Origin of the sequence: Pseudoalteromonas sp. NCCP-2140, from assembly GCF_023708065.1 — a bacterium.
Classification (GTDB): domain Bacteria; phylum Pseudomonadota; class Gammaproteobacteria; order Enterobacterales; family Alteromonadaceae; genus Pseudoalteromonas.
Genome location: NZ_BRCZ01000004.1, coordinates 475,103 through 494,957, shown reverse-complemented (window position 1 = coordinate 494,957; position 19,855 = coordinate 475,103). Strand labels below are relative to the sequence as shown.

At 41.3% G+C, this 19,855-nt stretch carries 16 protein-coding genes; 8 read left to right on the top strand and 8 right to left on the bottom strand.

What is annotated here, in order from left to right:
* Nucleotides 1–289: 289 nt before the first annotated feature.
* Nucleotides 290–1,561 (bottom strand): L-fucose:H+ symporter permease, encoded by a 1,272-nt coding sequence (fucP, locus tag NFU46_RS11340; protein ID WP_175081531.1) that lies wholly within the window; start codon nt 1,559–1,561, stop codon nt 290–292.
* A 137-nt stretch (nt 1,562–1,698) separates the two neighbouring features.
* Between fucP and NFU46_RS11335 the strand changes: the two genes are divergently transcribed.
* Together NFU46_RS11335 and NFU46_RS11330 are read left to right on the top strand one after the other, a co-directional pair.
* The gene (locus tag NFU46_RS11335) at nt 1,699–2,916 is read left to right on the top strand and encodes an AGE family epimerase/isomerase (protein ID WP_175081532.1); all 1,218 of its coding nucleotides are present in this window, start codon (nt 1,699–1,701) and stop codon (nt 2,914–2,916) included.
* Nucleotides 2,916–3,869 (top strand): carbohydrate kinase, encoded by a 954-nt coding sequence (locus tag NFU46_RS11330; protein ID WP_251601901.1) that lies wholly within the window; start codon nt 2,916–2,918, stop codon nt 3,867–3,869. Before NFU46_RS11335 ends, NFU46_RS11330 begins: the two co-directional genes overlap by 1 nt.
* 58 nt (nt 3,870–3,927) lie before the next feature.
* Here NFU46_RS11330 and NFU46_RS11325 read toward each other — a convergent pair whose 3' ends face one another.
* On the bottom strand, nt 3,928–5,571 hold the full coding sequence (locus NFU46_RS11325; RefSeq protein WP_251601899.1) for a M1 family metallopeptidase: 1,644 nt from the start codon (nt 5,569–5,571) through the stop codon (nt 3,928–3,930).
* Between the two features lie 211 nt (nt 5,572–5,782).
* Here NFU46_RS11325 and NFU46_RS11320 point away from each other — a divergent pair, with 211 nt between their 5' ends.
* On the top strand, nt 5,783–6,550 hold the full coding sequence (locus NFU46_RS11320; protein WP_251601897.1) for a hypothetical protein: 768 nt from the start codon (nt 5,783–5,785) through the stop codon (nt 6,548–6,550).
* Nucleotides 6,551–6,625: 75 nt separating this feature from the next.
* The gene (locus tag NFU46_RS11315) at nt 6,626–8,362 is read left to right on the top strand and encodes a hypothetical protein (RefSeq protein WP_251601895.1); all 1,737 of its coding nucleotides are present in this window, start codon (nt 6,626–6,628) and stop codon (nt 8,360–8,362) included.
* A 26-nt stretch (nt 8,363–8,388) separates the two neighbouring features.
* On the opposite strand, the gene NFU46_RS11310 is transcribed toward NFU46_RS11315, so the two are convergent.
* From NFU46_RS11310 to NFU46_RS11300, 3 genes are all read right to left on the bottom strand, one after another.
* A complete protein-coding gene (locus NFU46_RS11310) occupies nt 8,389–8,913 on the bottom strand; it encodes an RNA methyltransferase (RefSeq protein WP_251601893.1) in 525 nt (174 codons plus the stop codon).
* The gene (locus NFU46_RS11305; protein WP_054552059.1) at nt 8,913–9,410 is read right to left on the bottom strand and encodes a YcgN family cysteine cluster protein; all 498 of its coding nucleotides are present in this window, start codon (nt 9,408–9,410) and stop codon (nt 8,913–8,915) included. The genes NFU46_RS11310 and NFU46_RS11305 overlap by 1 nt, the downstream gene beginning before the upstream one ends.
* Nucleotides 9,411–9,475: 65 nt before the next feature.
* Entirely contained in the window at nt 9,476–11,299 is a 1,824-nt protein-coding gene (locus tag NFU46_RS11300) for a DUF885 family protein (RefSeq protein WP_251601891.1), read from the bottom strand.
* Nucleotides 11,300–11,446: 147 nt separating this feature from the next.
* Between NFU46_RS11300 and NFU46_RS11295 the strand changes: the two genes are divergently transcribed.
* The 4 genes from NFU46_RS11295 (at nt 11,447) to NFU46_RS11280 (ending at nt 16,381) form a co-directional block, all read left to right on the top strand.
* A complete protein-coding gene (locus NFU46_RS11295) occupies nt 11,447–12,715 on the top strand; it encodes an amidohydrolase family protein (RefSeq protein WP_251601889.1) in 1,269 nt (422 codons plus the stop codon).
* A 196-nt stretch (nt 12,716–12,911) separates the two neighbouring features.
* Nucleotides 12,912–15,323, top strand: coding sequence for a TonB-dependent siderophore receptor (locus tag NFU46_RS11290; protein WP_251601887.1), 2,412 nt, complete (start codon nt 12,912–12,914; stop codon nt 15,321–15,323).
* Nucleotides 15,324–15,517: 194 nt separating this feature from the next.
* Nucleotides 15,518–15,733: a hypothetical protein gene (locus NFU46_RS11285; RefSeq protein WP_251601885.1), complete on the top strand. Its 216-nt coding sequence runs from the start codon at nt 15,518–15,520 to the stop codon at nt 15,731–15,733.
* Between the two features lie 60 nt (nt 15,734–15,793).
* On the top strand, nt 15,794–16,381 hold the full coding sequence (locus NFU46_RS11280; RefSeq protein ID WP_251601883.1) for a hypothetical protein: 588 nt from the start codon (nt 15,794–15,796) through the stop codon (nt 16,379–16,381).
* Nucleotides 16,382–16,656: 275 nt separating this feature from the next.
* Here NFU46_RS11280 and NFU46_RS11275 read toward each other — a convergent pair whose 3' ends face one another.
* The 3 genes from NFU46_RS11275 to NFU46_RS11265 all read right to left on the bottom strand — a co-directional run bounded on the left by NFU46_RS11275 (nt 16,657) and on the right by NFU46_RS11265 (nt 19,625).
* On the bottom strand, nt 16,657–18,348 hold the full coding sequence (locus tag NFU46_RS11275; protein WP_251601881.1) for an ATP-dependent endonuclease: 1,692 nt from the start codon (nt 18,346–18,348) through the stop codon (nt 16,657–16,659).
* A 122-nt stretch (nt 18,349–18,470) separates the two neighbouring features.
* A complete protein-coding gene (locus NFU46_RS11270; protein WP_251601879.1) occupies nt 18,471–19,043 on the bottom strand; it encodes an ion channel in 573 nt (190 codons plus the stop codon).
* A 147-nt stretch (nt 19,044–19,190) separates the two neighbouring features.
* A complete protein-coding gene (locus NFU46_RS11265) occupies nt 19,191–19,625 on the bottom strand; it encodes a hypothetical protein (RefSeq protein WP_251601877.1) in 435 nt (144 codons plus the stop codon).
* Between the last annotated feature and the right edge of the window lie 230 nt (nt 19,626–19,855).

Here is a 19,855-nt window from a genome sequence, read left to right as displayed (position 1 = left end):
GCTCTTTGTCTTATAAAATTAAGCTAAAACTAGAAAAACGTTCCTTTTATTAAAGTACGCTTTCTTTGAAAATCAATTACTTTGTTAACGGCAGCCAATTTCACTTCTTAAGTCGTATTAATAAAAAAGCAGCAAAAAACCCCTTGGAACGTTCCTACAAATTGTTACTTAAACCGTCCCTGAATACGTATTCATTAAATCATTTTGTCATCTAGTTTTTTTCGGTATAGCAAAAAAATGGCACAAAAAAACCCCGCAACTCAGTGCGGGGTTTTTATTGATAGTAATTTTAGCTGATGCGTTTTTTCCAGCTATCAGCTAAACGTACAACATTTAAGCCATACCAAGCGATAAATGCATAACAAATCACTGGTACAAAGAAGCTTTGTTGGATGTTTACTGTATCAGCAACTACACCTTGTACTAATGGTACTAAGGCACCACCAACGATTGCTAAACATAACCAACCCGAACCTTTACTGGTTAGTGAGCCTAAACCTTCAATAGCAACAGAGAAAATAGTCGGGAACATAATTGAGTTGAATAAACCAATTGCAAGTACTGAGTAAAGCGCCACATCACCTTCAGTGAATATAGTCACTAACAGCAATACAATAACCATCATGGCATTAAAGAATAACGCTTTTGAAGGCGCAATTTTTTGTAGTGCTGCAGAGCCAATGAAACGACCCACCATTGCACCACCCCAATAATAAGCAATTAAGCTTGCAGCCGCATGCTCTTCAAGGCCAGCAATGTGTTCTTCACCAAAATAGTTTACTAAGAAGCTACCAATTGAAACCTCAGCACCTACGTAACAGAAGATACCTATAACACCCATCATTAAATGAGGTGCTTCGGCAAGGCTGTGGCCTTTCGCTTTACAGTCTTGCTCTTCTGTATGCTCTGCAATCACCGGTAATTTAAAGAAGGCAAATACTACAGCAATGGTCAGTAGTGCTGCTGCAAGCATAAGGTAAGGCACTTTTACAGATTCTGCAGTTGCTGCGTTTGCAGCTAATGTGCCTGCTGTACCAAAGAATAAAATACCACCCACATATGGACCAACTGTGGTACCTAGTGAGTTAAGTGCTTGTGCTAAATTCAAACGTGACGACGCCGTTTTTTCAGGACCTAACGCCACAACATACGGGTTAGCAGATACCTGTAATACGGTAATACCTGCTGCTAGAACAAATAACGCACCTAAGAATAACCAGTACTCATGTACTACAACCGCTGGGTAAAATAACATACAGCCAATTGATGCCACGACTAAGCCGGTTAGTACGCCATTTTTGTAGCCCATTTTTTTAACCAACATACCCGCAGGTAGCGAAACAATAAAGTAAGCACCAAAGAAACAAAACTGAACAAGCATTGCCTCTGTGTAGGTTAAATCGAATACCCCTTTTAAGCGCGGGATCAACACGTCATTTAAAACTGTAATGAAACCCCATAAAAAGAACAGGGTTGTCATTGCTGTCAGTGGTAGCAGGTAGTTTTTATTTTGCTGCGAACCATCGGCGACAAACGATTGGTTTGTATTTATTTCACTCACGTGGTTTTCACTCCGTTAACAAGTTACCTTTGATTCTACACATTGAAGTAAAAATAGCACAAAGATTTACTAGGAACGTTCCAATATTTTTATTTCCTGCTATAGTTGCAAGATGTACACAGATTTATTAATAACCCATGGCCAAAGTTGACTTTAAAAGCCCTGATTTTCTTAAGCAGCATATCCAAGATACCCTTGCTTTTTATCACCCCCATTGTGTTGATCATTCAGCCCATGGCTTAGCGGGCTTTTATCAGTTCTTTAAAAATAATGGCGCGATTTACGATAAACACACTCGCCATTTAGTCTCGAGCACCCGCTTTGTTTTTAACTATGCAATGGCGTACATAGAGTTTAAAGACCCAGAATATTTAAGCCTCACTAAACATGGTTTAGCTCACCTTGAACATGCGCATAAACAAGCATCTGGTGGTTATGCTTGGCTTATTGAGCAAGATGATAACGGCAAAGTCACTGTGTTAGACGACACCAACCATTGCTACGGGCTTGCCTTTGTAATGCTTGCAAACGCGGTTGCTTTAAAAGCAGGGGTGAACGACTGCAAAAAAACTATTTCACAGGTATGGAATTTATTAGAGCAGCACTACTTTGAACCACAGCATAATGCCTATTTAGATGAGCAAAATGCTGATTTTAGCTGTGCAGATGACTATCGCGGCCAAAATGCCAATATGCATTTATGCGAAGCCTTACTCATGTGTTTTGAAGCAACTAACGAGACCCGTTATTTAAAACGCGCTAAACAGCTTGCCGAAACTTTTACCGTAAAACTGGCAGCCCACAGCCAACAGTTGGTGTGGGAGCACTATTCTAAAAATTGGCAAATCGATTTAGATTACAACAAAGATGACCCGCAGCATTTATTTAGACCTTGGGGATTTCAACCAGGTCATCAAACTGAGTGGGCAAAACTGTTACTTATTTTAAACCGCCATATTGATGAACCTTGGCTGGTAACGCGCGCTAAAAGCCTGTTTGATGAAACTCTGAGCATCGCGTGGGATCAACAACATGGGGGCATTTTCTATGGCTTTGCACCAGATAAACAAATTTGTGATAGCGATAAATACTTTTGGGTGCAGGCCGAGTCATTAGCCGCAGCAGCCCTACTCGCTGATGCCACACATGACGAAAGCTATTGGCAATGGTACGAAAAAATATGGCAATACAGTTGGCAACATATGGTAGATCACCAATATGGTGCGTGGTATCGCATTTTATCAGCACAAAACCAACCATACAGTGACGAAAAATCGCCAGCAGGCAAAACCGACTACCATACTATGGGTGCCTGCTACGAAGTATTAAGAACCTTAACCTTGAGGAATGCATAATGAGTTTAGTGTGTTTTGGCGAAGCATTAATCGACTTTTTATCAGATGGTAAACAACCAGAGTCATTTACCAAATACGCAGGTGGCGCACCAGCTAATGTGGCTGTTGCAGCAGCAAAACTAGGCCTAAACACCAGCTTTTGCGGTATGTTAGGCGATGATATGTTCGGTCACTATATTAAACAAGAGCTTGACCAGTATGCGGTAAACACCCAGTACTGTACATTCACCGATGCGGCAAAAACAGCATTGGCGTTTGTATCACTTGATGACAGTGGCGAACGCTCGTTTAGCTTTTATCGCCCACCAGCCGCCGATTTACTGTATCGCGTAGACGATTTTGACCATGCAATGTTTGCAAATCACTCCATCATGCATGTATGCAGCAACAGTCTGACTGAGCACAACATTTATCAAACCACTATTTATGGTCTAACTCAGGCGAAGAAAGCCGGTGCAATTTGTAGCTTTGATATGAATCTACGCGAAAACCTATGGCCAAGTATGCGCCATACTCTAGATAGAATGTGGCATGTTATTTCTCTGGCAGATATCGTTAAACTGTCATTTGAAGAGCTTGAGTTTTTAAATCAGAAAAGCCATCAAGAAATGCCACTTGAGCATACTATTGATGCCATTTTAAAGGCCGGTGTAACCTGTTTGCTAGTTACTAATGGCGGCGAAGCAATCAGCTTTTACCACGCAGACTTTAAAGGCCAAGTTAGCCCACCAGCTACAAAAGTGGTTGATACCACAGCCGCAGGCGATGCATTTATTGGCGGTATGCTGTCAAAGATTGGTCAGCACTGTGAAAACAAACAAAGCTTTAAAGCGTTTTGCCAAACCCCAGAGAATATCGAACAAACTATTGCTTATGCAGCTAAAGCCGGCGCTTTTGCTGTAAGCCGTTATGGTGCATTTGCGTCTTTACCAAGCGCAGCCGATTTAGCCTAGAACTTAGTTTAGGTTGAGTAAAAAGCCCGGCATTAGTAATTAATGCCGGGCTCATTCGCTATTGCTCAGCTTTACATTTATCGATAATTGGTAAATACCTAAACACCTTCATGTTTGGATCGACCACCACATGATCCCCCGCTTTTAAAGCAATGCTAATCTCGCCATTTTCAACAGAATAAGTTTGCAACGAGCCGTTTATTTGCACCGGAACTGGCATAGGGAATGGCTTACCTTGCAAAGAGTTTTTGTTCCATTTCAGCGTCAAGCTGTTAGCTGATTGAATAACATCAAGTTCAGGTAATTGAGCTTGCTTTAAATACACATCAAACAGCCAGCTATAATCTTTCGCCGTTAAGCGGTTAACAATAGCAATAAACTCATCAGTATTTCGATATCGCGGTGAAATTGGATAAGCCAATTGCTTGGTGTCGTTCACCCCATACAGCAGCTCACGGGTGGCTTGCCAAAATAACTCATCACCAATTAACCAGCGTAAGGTATGTAAAGTCCAACTGCCTTTGCCATAAATATCGGGATTGAATGCTTGATCTGAAGTTATATCGCCATCAAGAACAATGGCTTTACAGTTTTTCAGCCCTAAATACGACTTATACATGCTGTGGTTATAGGCCGCTTCACCGAATTTATACAAGCTATAACTTGGCTGCATGTAACTGCCAAAGCCTTCGTGTAGCCATGCATCGTTGAGTTTTTCATGGGTCATTAAATTACCAAACCACTCATGAGCTAACTCATGCTGTAATAACCAATCATAACCGCCTGCATCACGCTTATATTTTTTACCATAGGCATTTATCGTTTGATGTTCCATACCTAAATGCGGTGTTTCAACAAAGCCCAGTTTGTCATTCCCCCATGGGTAAGGCCCTAAAAAGCGCTCAAAAAACGCGACTTGAGAACGTAAATCCTGCTCTATTAGCATCGACGCTTGCTGTGTGTGTTTAGCAAGAGCCCAAAATTCAATCGGAACTTCAGTGCCATTAATACTGGTATAACTGCGCTCAATACGTTGATACGGGCCTATGTTCAGGGCAATGTTATAGTCGCTTGCAGGCACAGATAGCAGCCAATCAAATTGTTGTTTGCTTGCTCCGACTGGTTGTACGCTTTGCAATACCCCGTTGGTTACCGCACTTAAACCATTTGGTACTGTGAGCCTTATGCGCATGCTACCGGCTTTGTCAGCAAAGTGATCTTTACATGGCCAGAATAAATCACAGCCTTCGCCCTGCACTGCGGTAGCTATCCACGGCTCGCCGCTTTCTGTTTCAGCAAATACAAACCCGCCATCCCAAGGCGCGTTTTTAGCAATATGGGGGTTGCCCTCATACGCCACAGCAACACTCACTGTGTTGCCCGCAGGGTATTGCTTACCTAAATCAACGTTTAGCACACCTGCATTGCGGGTATAGTTAAGTGTTTTATCGTCTGAGGTTATGGCACTGATCAAAAATCGGCTATCAAGTTTTAGTTCAACAAATTGGCTTGCAGATAGCATTTTAAACTGCGTTTTCGACACGCCTTTAATGCGTTTATCATCAGGAAACACTTCTAGTGATAAGTCGTAAAATTGCACATCGCTTTTTAGTGCAACTGCCGATAATGGTTGACCTGTATCACCAACGCTTGGATCAAGTGGCAAAGGTTTAACACTACAGCCAGCTAAAATGGCGGTCATAGCAATCGCTGTAGCGCTTTTAAAAAAATGAGTTACCTGCAAAACATCTACTCCATGTCGTTATTATTGTTATTAAAATATGACATAGCTGAAAGATTAAAACTGTGCTTTGCGTTGAATAACAAAACGAAAATATTTCATCATCAAATCAATGCAAAAAAGCCCAGCGTTTCTATAATTAATACTGTGATTTACTTAAAAGGATTTGATTATGCTCACTTTAAAACAACCTCGTGTGTTAACGCTTTTATCTTTCGGTTTAGTATTCGCCTCACCAACCGTTTATGCCGACCAATGGCAATTTTCTGTAGAGCCTTATTTAATGGCCACTGCGATTGATGGCAGTTCGGCAATAGGCACTATAGAAGCCCCCCTTGAAGTCGAATTTGATACCATTTTAAACAACCTCGACAGCGCATTTATGCTCCATTTTGAGGGGTATCATCAATCAAACTGGGGCTTTATTGCTGACTGGGGCTATATGGATTTAAGTAAATCTCATAACGCCCCAAAACTTGGCGTGCTCAGTGCCCGGGTGCGCCAAGCCGTGCTCGAATTAAGTGTTGCGTACCGTTTTTCTAGTCCTTCGATGGGTGATTGGGTTAACTATGTGGGTATTCGTCGCTGGGATAACACCTACGAATTCGATCTTGATCCTAACTTTATGTCACAAGTGTCAGTGGTCGACAGAGATGAAGATTGGATTGATCTCATTTTTGGCTTTCACTTTAACAAACAATTAAGCGAACATTGGCAATTAACAACTGCTGGAGATCTCGGTGGCTTTAACTTAAATGCTAAATTGACTGGCAGCTTTAAATTAGGTGCGGTGTATCAAATAAACCCGCATTGGGATCTGGGTATGAGCTATAAAACCACGTATGTAGATTACCAAACCGGCCAACGCGGAAATAAAAACTTCTTTAGTTATGATACGTTTACCCATGGTCCGCAAATAAGCGTGAGCTATCAGTTTTAGTCGTTAGCCCGCTAGTAATTTGTTTCTATTTCATGGTATGTTTTTTAACTAATTAAAGAAAAAGGAATTCATCCTATGAATAATAAGCTTCTTGCTGGTGGCGCGATTGCTATTGTTGCAGGTGCGTTGTTGTACTCACAAAATAAAGCCAGTGTTGATGTAGATTTACCTGAGCTTGCATACGTACCTGCCGACACGGCGGTTTTTTATGGTCAACTTAAACCGTTTCCGTACAGCAAATACTTTGCGCTTATGCCAGATGCAATGAAAGGCACGAGCGATTTAACACCCATCATTGCTGAGCTTAAAACAGTTGATGATAAGAATGCCCTATTCCTTGCATCACTGATGGAAAAATACCAACAATCACTGAGCTCTTACGATGCCTTCAAATCGATTTGGGGCTTTGGTGATGACTACAAAGGCATGATGTATGCGCAAGGTTTAATGCCGATTGTGCGTTTTCAGGTCGCTGATCAAAGCAGCATTATCAATAGCATTAAACAATCTGCTGATGAAGCAGGTATTGCTTATACAACCGAAAGCCTTGAAGGCGTAAGCTACACACGCTTTGCCATTGAGCTTGAAGGCTTAGATAACTTCAACCTAATTGCATCAACTCACAACAATTGGGCTACCATCACGCTAACCACTGCGCTTTCTAATGATCAAGATTTACGTATTGCCCTTGGCGTAGAAAAACCGGCTCAATCACTGGCTGAAACTAAAAAACTACCTGAGCTTATTAAAACTTTTTCGCTTGATGGCAACTCGGTTGGCTTTGTTGATCATCAACGTATCGCTAATGCTGTAACAGGCAAAGAAGACTCTCGCTTACACCAAATGCTCAAAGAGCTACTTGATAAAGCCCAGCAATCAAATGCATTAGCAATGATTTCAACACCTGAGTGTCAAGATGATATTGCAGCCATTGCCGCTAAATGGCCTGCAACAGTATCAGGCACAACAAAAACCCGTATCACCGCCGACTACGCTGATTTTGACGTAAAAGCAGTACTGCAAAGCACAGATCAAGACTTACTAAATACGCTACAAGCCGTGCGTGGTTTTGTACCAAAACATACCACTGAGCTTGACGGGCAAATGATGAGTGTTGCCTATGGTATTGATGTTGCAAAAGTACTGCCGCTTGCCAACACACTAACCGGTGCAATTAAGTCAGCTGAGTTTAACTGTGGCCCAATTGTCGCACTACAAAATGAAATGCAAGAGGTAAGCACAGCTGGCCTTGCAATGATGTCGGGTTTTGCAAATGGCGTACAAGGCATGAGTGTCAGCGTTCAAGATGCTGCATTGACCATTGATGACTACAATGGCCCACAAATAGACAAGCTTGATGCCATCGTTACCCTATCTGCGACTGATGCCCATGGCTTGTATTCAATTGCGCAAGGCTTTGTACCGCCGCTTGCTAATATAAAGCTACCAGCTAATGGTGATGCGGTGTTGATCAATGAATACATTCCATCGCCTGTGCCACTTAACTTTGATATTAAGATGGCCCTTAAAGGCAATCATATTGTGATTTTCACGGGTGATAAGTCAGCACAAATCGCCGAAACCTTAGAGTCGCAAAGTGTCACTAAAAATGGCTTTGTAAACATGGCATTCGACGTACAAAAAATCTTATTACCTTTGCTTGATACGATTGCTGCAACGGGGCAATTAACTAATGAAGAAATGGCTGAGCTTGATTCGCTACGCGACCAACCTGTCGGTGTTTATTTTGCCACAGACATTACCGACAACGGTATTGGCCTTGAAAGTAACGTACAAATTACTAAAAAGTAGTTTTGAATTTGAATCTAAAAAGAGCGCTATTTAGCGCTCTTTTTTTGTTGCCATTTAAGTGAGTTGTTGGTGTCTCGACTATTGCAAATGGTGTCGTTTGAACTCTCAATACCACCGAGTTTGGCTAGTCGGTCGTACAGCACAACATTGCAGGTTGCGGCTAGGTTCATACAACCTATGGTTGGCACATACACTACTTCATCACACCATTTCAGCACGTCTTTACTAACCGAGCCATCTTCAGGGCCAAACACATAAAATGCGTTTTCAGGGTGCTTAAATTCAGGCAGTGGCGTTGCACCTTCAACAAGCTCAATCACCACCGTTGTGGCACCTTCAGGCTTTGCTTGCTCTAGCCTTTCAACCTGCGTTAGCGGAATATGCTCAAGCACATTTTTGGTATCGGTGTGATACTTATTAGCGCGTAAATAGCGGCTACCAGTAAAAAACACTTGCTTGGCATTGTAACAACCCGCGGCACGTAACACGCCACCCACATTGGTTGGGCTTTTGGGGTTTAACAAGCCAATGCTTGCTTTAAGGGCGCTCATTAATCAATGTCTCTGGTTGGCCACTCGGCCACGTAAAGGTCAAAGTCATCTAGGTCTACATCACAGTCTTTCACTGTTTTGTCACGCACAGAAATACCTAACTCATGCATCATATCTTTACTGCCACCGTTCAGTAGCGGGTGCCAAGACGCAAGGCCACGGCCTTCGTAAAGGCGGCGGTAGCTACAGCTTTGTGGCATAAAAAAGATATCTTTGAGGTTTTCTTTAGTGAGCTTTACACATGAAGGCACCAAGGTTTGGCGGTTCGCATATTCGCTACACCCACAGGTGTCGTTGTCTAGGTATTGGCAAACGATATTAGTGAAGATCAGTTCTTCACCCTCGCGAAGTTGATCCGTTGCGGTAAATTCATCTTCGTCTTCACTGTCGATAAATGTGTTTAAACAACATTTACCACAGCCGTCACAAATGGCTTCCCATTCGGGTTGTGACATTTGCTCAAGCGAGCGCTTAAGCCAAAATTGATCTTCTAACATGGTATTACTCAAAGCCCCTAAACAGCGCGCATTCTAGCGTAAAGCCAGCATGCGCGCAAAGGCGGTTATTTTTGCTCGTTAACCCAACGCTTAATTTTCTCTTCAAGAATTGGCATAGGTAATGCGCCATCAATCAGAACTTGCGTATGGAAAGCTTTAATGTCGAACTTATCGCCTAGCTCTTTGCTCGCGTAGTCACGTAGTTCTTGAATTTTGAACTGACCTAACTTGTACGACAGCGCTTGGCCCGGCCATGCGATATAACGCTCAACTTCGGCAATAATGTCACTTTCGGCCATTGATGAGTTAGCCAACATGTAATCAATACCTTGTTGACGTGTCCAACCTTTTGCGTGGAAACCAGTATCAAGCACTAAGCGCATTGCACGTAATTGCTCATCTGATAAACGGCCGTACCACATGTAAGGGTCGGTAAATAAGCCAAGCTCTTTACCTAAGCTTTCTGCATACAATGCCCAACCTTCTGCAAATACCGTGTAGCCACCAAATTTACGAAACAGCGGTAATCCTTCAATTTCTTGTTGCAAGGCAATTTGAAAGTGGTGACCCGGCGCGGCTTCATGAATAGACAAGGTTTCAAGTAAAAACTTAGGCTGTGCTTTTAGATTAAAGGTATTGATATAGAAAATACCTGGGCGCGAACCATCTGGCGCTGGCGACTGGTAAGATGCACCCGCAGCTGATTCAGCGCGAAAATCTTCAACTGCTTTTACAACGTATGGCGCTTTTGGCGCAATATCGAACATTTGCGGCAGCTTAGCATCAATCTTTTCTTTTACAGCTTCGTACGCAGCAATTAACTCTTCTGGTGTATCGTAGTAAAACTCATCTGAGGTTCTTAGGTGTTCAAAAAACGCTTTTAAATCGCCTTCAAAACCGACTGTCTCTTTGACTTTTTTCATCTCAGATAAAATACGCGATACTTCGCTTAAGCCAATGTCATGAATTTCATCGGCGTTTAAGCTCAGCGTTGTATGCTGTTTAATTTGGTACTCATACCATGCTTTACCATTTGGTAGGTCACTGTAACCAATGCTTTCACGGGCATTTGGAATATATTCATTCGCTAAAAAGTCAGCCATTTTTTGATACGCAGGCACTAAACGCTCGCTGATCATCGCCGTGTACGCGCTTGTTAGCTGTGCTTTTTGCTCGTCGCTGAAACACTCAGGTAACTGAGCAATTGGCCCCCAGAATAATGACTCTTCTGGTTTTTCTACAATATGAGTTAGAAATTGCGGTAATAGTTTTTCAGCAAGCGGCTTAGGAAGAACCACTTTGTCTTTCATGCCTTGGCGCATTGATTGTTCAACACTGTCTAACCAAGCGATGAAACCATCAGCACGTTTTTCAAATGCTTGATAATCTTCAACCGTGTTAAAAGGTTGTGCACTTTGCCCAGAGCCTAGCGCAGCAAAGGTATTATGCGCCCCGCCCATTTGGTTAATTGGCATTAAGTAACTTGGAAACTGAGCGCCTTCAATCGCAAGGTCTAAATCGCGGGCTAGAATTTCGTAGCTCAATAATGACTGACCCTTTAATTGCGCTTTGTCGATATTTGCTAGTTTGTTTTTATATTCTTTAACAAAGTTAAGCTGCTCGTCGCGGTTTGCTTTACTAATAGGTGCAATAAATTGGTCGTTAAATTCGCTACGGCCAATGTAAGTACCACCAATTGGATTAAACTTTAAGCCTGCTTCAAAGTAGTCTGCTAGTAATGTATCAAGTTGCTCTGTGGCTGACGTTGCGCTTGGCGCTTGTTTGCTTACTTCTTGAGTTGGTTTTTCGTTGCTTGGCGTTGATTCATTACAACCAAGTAATGCAAACATCACCGCCGAACTAAGTAGTGCTAGTTTTACGTTTTTCATTCTTTCCCTGCCCTTATATTAAGTACGCGTAAATTATGAGGGTTTAGTTCCCTATTTAGCAAGTATCGCTGCAACTTATCGCAGTTTATTTACACTTTGCAAGCTGATTGCTAGAGTGGCGGCTCGACTTACCAATTTTGAATAAAAATGAAAAAGACTGCTCTTGCTATTAGCCTAGGCCTAGCTTGCCTAACCTCTTTAAATACCTACGCAACAACCTACTTATCGGCAAAAGCCATGGTAGATGTAAATTCAGGTAAACTGATTAAATCACCACTTATTAGTATAGATAATGGTCAAATTACAGCCGTACAAAGCAATAAACAGCCAAACTTAAAAGACGGCGATAAGCATATTCAATTATTAGAACTGACTCTGGTGCCAGGTTTAATGGATATGCATGTGCATTTAACGAGCGATCCTACCGTGCCGCGCAGTGAGCGAATTGGTCAATCGATTCCGCGCAAAGCAATTAAAGCGGCACACTTTGCCGAAAAAACACTGTATGCAGGTTTTACAACGCTGCGTAACTTAGGCGCAGAAGGCTACAGCGTGATTGCAGTACGCGATGGCATTAACGCAGGCGATATTGTTGGCCCACGTATTTGGGCGGCTGGCCCATCTTTAGGTGTTACTGGCGGTCACTGCGATAACAACCGTTTACCACCAGAAATGAAATACACCGCCGAAGGCGTTGCTGATGGCCCTTGGGCTGTGCGCGCTAAAGTGCGTGAAAACATTAAGTACGGTGCCAATGCCATTAAATTTTGCGCTACAGGCGGCGTATTTTCTAAAGGCACAAAAGTCGGTATTCAACAATATAGCCAAGACGAAATGAACGCCATTGTTGACGAAGCTCATTTACGCGGCCTAACCGTTGCAGCCCATGCGCACGGTACCAGTGGTATTAAAGCAGCCATTGTTGCTGGTGTAGACAGTGTTGAGCACGTTAGTTTTGTCGATGACGAAGCCATTAAACTTGCGAAAAAACACGGCACTTGGTTCTCAATGGATATTTACAACACTGAGTACACCCTTGCCTTTGGTGAACAAAATGGGGTTGCAGAAGAAAACCTTAATAAAGAGCGCCAAGTATCTAAAAAGCAACGCGATAGCTTTAGCCGCGCAGTAAAAGCAGGCGTAAACATGGTATTTGGTACCGATGCAGCAATTTACCCTCATGGCGATAACGCAAAGCAGTTTTCACGTATGGTTGAGTTTGGTATGACACCGCTGCAAGCATTGCAGTCTGCCACCATCAATAGTGCCAAACTACTTAAAGCTGATGATCAACTTGGCCAAATCAAAAGCGGTTTCTTAGCCGATATTATTGCCGTTAAAGGCAATCCGCTTGAAAACATTGCAGTACTTGAAGATGTACAATTTGTTATGAAAGACGGTAAAGTTTTTAAATAAGCTATTATGCTGGCTTTGCATTAGTGAAGTCAGCAACCCTCCTTTGTATCTATACCGTAAACAAAATTACCAACCATAAAACCAATTGTTAGCAATTTGTATCTAAACAAAGAAATTACCCAAAATAGATAAATAAAACTTGAAATGAAAATAGCTCGCATTATCATTGCCGAAAAACTTCGACAATTTACCTATAATGACGACACATAAATACTCAATTTTAGCCCTAGCCTGCTTAAGCGCATTCAATGCAACCGCCAACGATTTAGACTCAGTTGAACGTATTACCGTATACGACAAACAAAACCGTGTAGTACTTGAATCTGGCCTTGCCACTAAATCAAATATGACCCTAATGGAAACGCCAGCCCCGGTTGTCGTTGTTGATCAAGAGCTTATCAACTCGCAAGGCGCAACAAACTTACAAGACTTAGTGCGTAACATCAGTGGTGTAACCCAAGCCGGTAACAACTACGGCATTGGCGATAACTTAGTGATCCGCGGTTTAGGTGCAAACTATACTTACGATGGCATGTACGGCGGTGCAGGCCTAGGTAACACCTTTAACCCAACACGCTCAATGACCAACGTTGAATCTGTAGAAGTTCTTAAAGGCCCTGCAACGGGCTTATATGGTATGGGTAGCGCAGGCGGTGTTATCAATCTTATTGAAAAGAAACCACAATTCACTGAAAAACACACCGTTAATGCCGAGCTTGGTCAATGGGATAGCTACTCATTAGGCTTTGATAGCACAGCGGCATTAACCGACAACCTTGCTTATCGCGTTAATGCTAAAACCGCTCGCAGCGATGGCTATCGCGACTTAAAAGACGACCGAGATGAAATTTATGGCGCGTTAAAATACGTATTAAGTGACAAACAAGACATCATGATTTCTGCCGCTTATATCAAAGATGCCATTGCTGTTGATTCAATTGGCCACCCTATTCGTATTTTTAACAGCGACTCAGTGAATGGTAAAACCGCAGGTGAAATAACCGCTGCCGATTTAATTAACGATGCAACGGCAAAAGGCCTGCAACTAACCGAACAGCAACGCCAACAATTAGCAGACTCACTGGCAGCAAATGATGGCCTAACACCTTACACCTTTGGCCATAACGGTATTATCTCGCCAATGGCAAATGATAACGAAGGCGAAGAGCTACGCTTTAAGTTAACTCATAACTACTTCATCACTGATAATTTATTTTTAAATCAGCAACTACAATACCGTAATTACGAATCGAGCTTTGCCCGCCAAACGGGTGCTTATAACTATGTTTATTGGAACCGCAGAGGCGTGATCAATGCCGACCCGCGCGCTCCTTTAGTGGTTGATGACGTACTTTACCCATTTGCAGCGCGTCGCCAAGAATACCGCCAAGTAGAAGCTGACGAAAAATCATGGCAATACTTTGCTGACTTGCGTTATGACTTTAGCTTTGCCGGAATTGATAACGAGCTATTGGTAAACGCCAACTACGAAGACCGCGATATTCGTTTTAAACAATACTCAATTTACGATGCCGACAAGGTCATTAAAAACAAAGATGGAGAGGTTATTTACCAAGGTCAATTACCTTACATTTTTGATATTCGTAACCCGAACTGGGGCGAAGGCAGCTTTTTTGATTACGACCCGCTAAAAACCAGCGATTACAACAAAAAAGTTCAAGCTTGGGGTGTGGGTATTCAACATGTTGCCTATATTCACGACACTTTTACTACCCGAGTAGGCGTTGCCTTTAACCGTATCAAACAAAGCTACGAACACTTTGGTGTTGATGCACGCTACCGTGCAAGTGCCGCCGAGCCAACGCCAGAAGCAGATACATCAGACAGCGGTATGACCTACAACCTAGGTGCAACCTACAAACTGAGCGATGATATTTCTTTCTTTGTAAACCACTCTAAAGGCCGCACAGCTTACAGTGTGCTTGGCAGTGTATCGGGTAACGAAGCTGACCGCGATGACGCCGAGTCAGTCAGTAACGACATTGGTATGCGTGTAAAAGCATTTGACGATCAACTACTGGCCTCACTTGTGGTATTTGATAGTGCTCGTACCAACCTTGAGTATGCCAACCCAGATTACGAAGCCGGTGTATCTGATGCCACAGTACCAAAAAGCTTTTACGATGGGGAAGAGCAAACCAAAGGTGTTGAACTTGATTTAAATGCCGATTTAAACGAGCAGTGGAAACTTAACGTAAACGCGGTTTATCAAGACGCCCGCGATAAGAAAAACCCTAACTCATCATCTTTCGATACTCGCCAAAAAGGTGTGCCTTATGTAACAGCAAGCAGCTGGTTAAGCTATGACGCTAAATGGTTTGATTTAGCCGAGCCACTTACAATTAGCGCAGGCGTACAATATGTTGATGACCGCAGCACAAACTCAACCTCGTTTGGTATTCCTGATGGCTACGTACCTAGCTACACGGTTTACGACGCCGCAATTCAATACCAAACAGATGATTGGAAACTACAGTTAAACTTAAACAACTTGTTTAACAAAACCTATTACTCAAAAGCAATGTTCTTAGGCGGTATGCCAGGAGAAGAACGTAATGCTAAATTAACCTTTAGCTACACACTTTAATTGTGAAATAAGAGCAAAAAGCGCGGCTTAGTTAAGCCGCGCTTTTTTGTTTTAGAACAACGCCCCAGTTAAAAATGAATGCGTTTCTTCTACTAACTGGTTTCGCGAATTAGATATGCCACGTTTAAAATTGCACCGCAAAATTCTATTTGCTATTTTACACGCTCATAAATGGATAATTTAAGGATTTAAGGATGAACCCACTACAGCAATACCCTATGCCAGATCGACCAAGTAACCCAACCCCTTTAGAAATGGCTATTTATAATTATGAATTACTAGCCAAAAAACACTATGACGATAAACGCCGAAAATCTGCTACGTCTAAAGAAAAGCTTCAAAGAGATTACGAACACTTACAAAAAGAACGCAAACGTTTAGAGTCTTACCGAACTGAAAATAAAAATTAAAAATCATATAATGCTAGCCAACGTTATGTTACCCAAAAATATTAAGTGGGATAGCAAATCATGAAGCTGTTTTCATTAAAGCCTATAACTAATTCTTACGACATGGTTGAGTGGGATATTCTTTCATTCGCAGATAAAATACAACCTAAGTTGCCATCCGATCAAGATGCTTGCATGTTCCTTCTAGATATACATGTAAATAATGACTCTTTATTGGAGTATTGGCCTGAAGGGTATGAGCTATCTTTTTTACCTGAGTACTTAGAAGATAACCATGATATCAGCATCATGGATGGATTTATTGCTCTTCGAATGAATGCTTATGCAGTTTTAAAAAACTTGTTAACTCCTTTAGGGGAGTTCATTGAAACAAAGGCTGATGGTGAACCAATTGTAATTTTTAACTTGCGTACATTTGGACAAGAAGATGAAGCTAAATGTGAGCGTGAATATTTAGATGGTTACCCGCAAGATTATATTAAAATTGCTTTTATTAATGACGATGTAAAAAATAAGCCTGTCTTTAAAAGCAAGTTTACCGGTGGTTCTCGTTTATATTGTACAGATGAGTTTAAATCTGCTGTAGAAGCTAATAATTTGACTGGTGTCTTTATTGACGAGGATCTTAATAATATTTTTTCTAGTTAAGTAATGGTCTTAGGCGGTATGTCAGGTGAAGAGCGTAATGCTAAATTAACATTTAGCTAAACACTTAAATTGTGAATAAAGAGCAAAAAGCGCGGCTTAGTTAAGTTAAGGCGCGCTTTTTTGTTTAGTGAGAGCTAGTTTGAGTGATGGCTTGTTTTTGGAGATAAACGTGTTAAGACGATGGGCAGTTGTGTGCCAACTACTGTCATCAGTAACGCCGCGCTCTACGGCAAATTTGGAGCGCAGCGAAAAAGTTGTTCGTCAGCAACGCCTTATTATAAACCATTCAGGTAATCAACGACGTCCTTAATGAATTCTTTTAGTGGTTCAGGTGAACCATTTTTAGCCAAGTATTCTAACGCTGGCACTATCCATTTATTCTTCTTAACATCACCAAGATCAATCCAACCTTCCAGTTCTCCAACTGGAACTACAAAAACCCCACAGTTCGATAATTCTACAAGCAATTTATCAACCCTAGCTCTGAGAGAGCCATCTAATACGTTGACCCCACACGTCTTGACTGTTGACCATTTACTGGCATCTTTTCTTATTCTATTTATTGCCCCTCTAGCTCCGGAGAATGTATGCTCATTATCATTGAGCTGACCCAGAAACTCTTCAATAGAAAGTTTAATGGATTTTAATGCAATTAAATCACTACCAGACTCAATCTCAGATACCAAATCTTTCATGGTATTTTGTTGATTAGAATTGACCTGCACTTGTCCTAGCGACGATAGAATTTTATTTAAATCGTCTTTCCCGTTCAGCACATCGATATCAACAATTCCGCAGCAAGGAACATTTGCCTTAGTCAACAACCCCAAAACTATGTGCACTGTCTGTTTGTTGTGTGCATGAATAAAAAGCACTTCTTGAGTAGATAAGTCGACATTCGCAACAGTGCTGTAAAGAATTCGGTCTGAATCTGCCTCACAAACTACAACTCCTTTATGAAACAGAGAATCTAACACTCGCTGGCTCGAAAGTATTGGTGACTTCGCCAATAGCTCCGTGGATTCAGGAGGAATCCGATTGAAAGTCGTATTATTTCCGTGCCTATTTAATCTATATATATCTACGGGGTGATTTGCCGCTAGTATCCCAGCGATAAAATTTGAATTATGTGTCGATATTATAACTTGACCTGGCACCCTCCCTATATGCTTAGCCATCCAATATCCAAGCTGTCTAGATTGTGCCGGATGCAGAAAAGCTTCAGGCTCATCTAGTAGCACTATACGGTCATGGGAAAGTAACAAACCTAAAACAACGCCTACAAAGCTCCTAAAGCCATCACCTTGATCGTCTAAAATGGCGTGCTGCTCAAAATAATTGGCAGCCACCTTTGGATCTTCTGGTACACCTTCAAACTTGTCAGATACTCTAAATACTAGCTCTGTTAGCCCGCTATAATCCAGTTTAATATCTTTTCCAAATACATAATTAAAAGCTTTTCTTAATTGTTTTTCTACATCACCGCCAGCACCATAAAGTGCTTGAAGCAAGTTTTGCGGAGAAACTTTATGTAAGTTTGCAGATGGAGACGTTTTTGCAATATTAAGCCTAGACTCAGCATCTAAATATGACACCCTGAATTTAGCAAGGTTTCCAAACAATGCACTGACACCATTATGAGTGTACTCATGTTCAAGGTGATCTCTTTGGAAAGCTAAATTTTCACTTTGATTGAGTTTCGATGTAATCCCACTTGCTTCTTCCATTCCAACGTGATGTTGATGGGGCTTCACATCTAAACCAGTTAAGAAATAATCAAGACGGGGTGTCTCATCGAACTCCAATGACTCTAGGATAGTCGTTGCCATACCATCCTGTTTTATAAATTTGTTGTGAATATCCTTGAGCGTTTGTGATTTTCCAACATTATTTGGCCCAATGAGAATAGTAAACTTACCAATACTTACTTGTTCACCATTCTTTAATCTTAATCCATTAATTCTCATTTGGTTAACTCGAGTTTATGACGCTTACATAAGCAGATATTTATAGTTGGCTATAATGTTTATTGTTTAATGTTTGAGGAACGAAAAACAGCCAACTGTAAATTTTCCGTTTAATGTTCTTGTTAGTTTTTGTCTTGCAACTCTACTCTTTTTAAAGCGATTGAAGCAACTATACCTGCGAAAACTGCAAACCCCATAAAACCTATAATAGATTGAATAGTTGCAATAACCTCTGCAACAATATCGTTAGGAACTATATTACCGTAACCTAGTGTTGTGAGTGTTACGGTACTAAAGTAAAAATGTTTCCAAGTGCCTTGAATTTCATTTCCACTCGCGTCAACGACACTCCCAAACATATAAAGACAGGCAAATAACGCTATATAGTTGAGAATAATAAAAGGAACAGTAATTTTTAGTATCGCAGAATCATAAACAGGCTGAGAAGATTGCTTAATTATCAAAGCCCAAGGCTTATAAACACCTTGAGAAAACCAAAAGCCAAAAAGCATAAATACTATATAAGGCCAAGGTGAGTACCAAGCTGTAGCCCAATAAATCAAGTGAGTAAAAAGAATAAAGATTAAAACAGATGCTCTAATTCGAAACTCTGAAGAAAAGGCAAATTGGGCGAATCGAGTCTGAGCTAACCAATGGGAAAATTTGATTAATCGACTTTGTTCTTTATTTTCCATAACTTAATTCAAACTCCGATCAATGGATTAACACTGAGAAAACTAACGCCGCAATATGGGGCGCACAAAAGCTTGGCTATACTAAGCGAAGAATGAGCGCAGCCAAGCTTTTTGCGTCCCATTCATTATTGCTTTGTTATATTTTCATTACCACTGAGGTTTCATTTTATGCAACTTTACTAAATACGGTATTTGTAGCAATGGTTCTAAACGGATAGTTAAATCTGGCAGGTAAATAAACATACTTACTAGAGTTATAAGCAAGCCGATGTAACCCATAACCAAACAAGACATTAACCCCCAATCTTTTTGAAATAAAAGCCCATACGCGCATAAACCATTAACTAAAATTATAAATGATATGAGCATAGGCATAGCTGCATAAGCGCTACCAGTGTAACTTAACCCAAACATTTCATATGTTGCTTCAAAGTCGAAAATAGCAGAAGCCACATATAAAATTGGAGCAACAACGCCAAGTACCAAGAAAAGCCACCCAAATATTTTAATCCATAGAGGAATGAGCTCTTTTCTTGATTTAGATTCAGTAACACTTTCCTCAATGCTTAATTCAGTTTCCAACGGACTACCTCTGAAAATATAACATGTTTATAGCGAGCTAATCGCGCGTTTTTATACCACAGCGTAGCTCGTTTTTCTGAATGATTCATTTGTAGCAAAATTCTTAACTAATTGCCATTACTACTAAAATGCAGCAGTTCTAGCTTTTGTCTCAGGACAAAAACGAGTGATTGGGTCGCTTTCCTGACTATGCAAGCAATATACTTTGACGAAATAGAAAAGCTAATTTG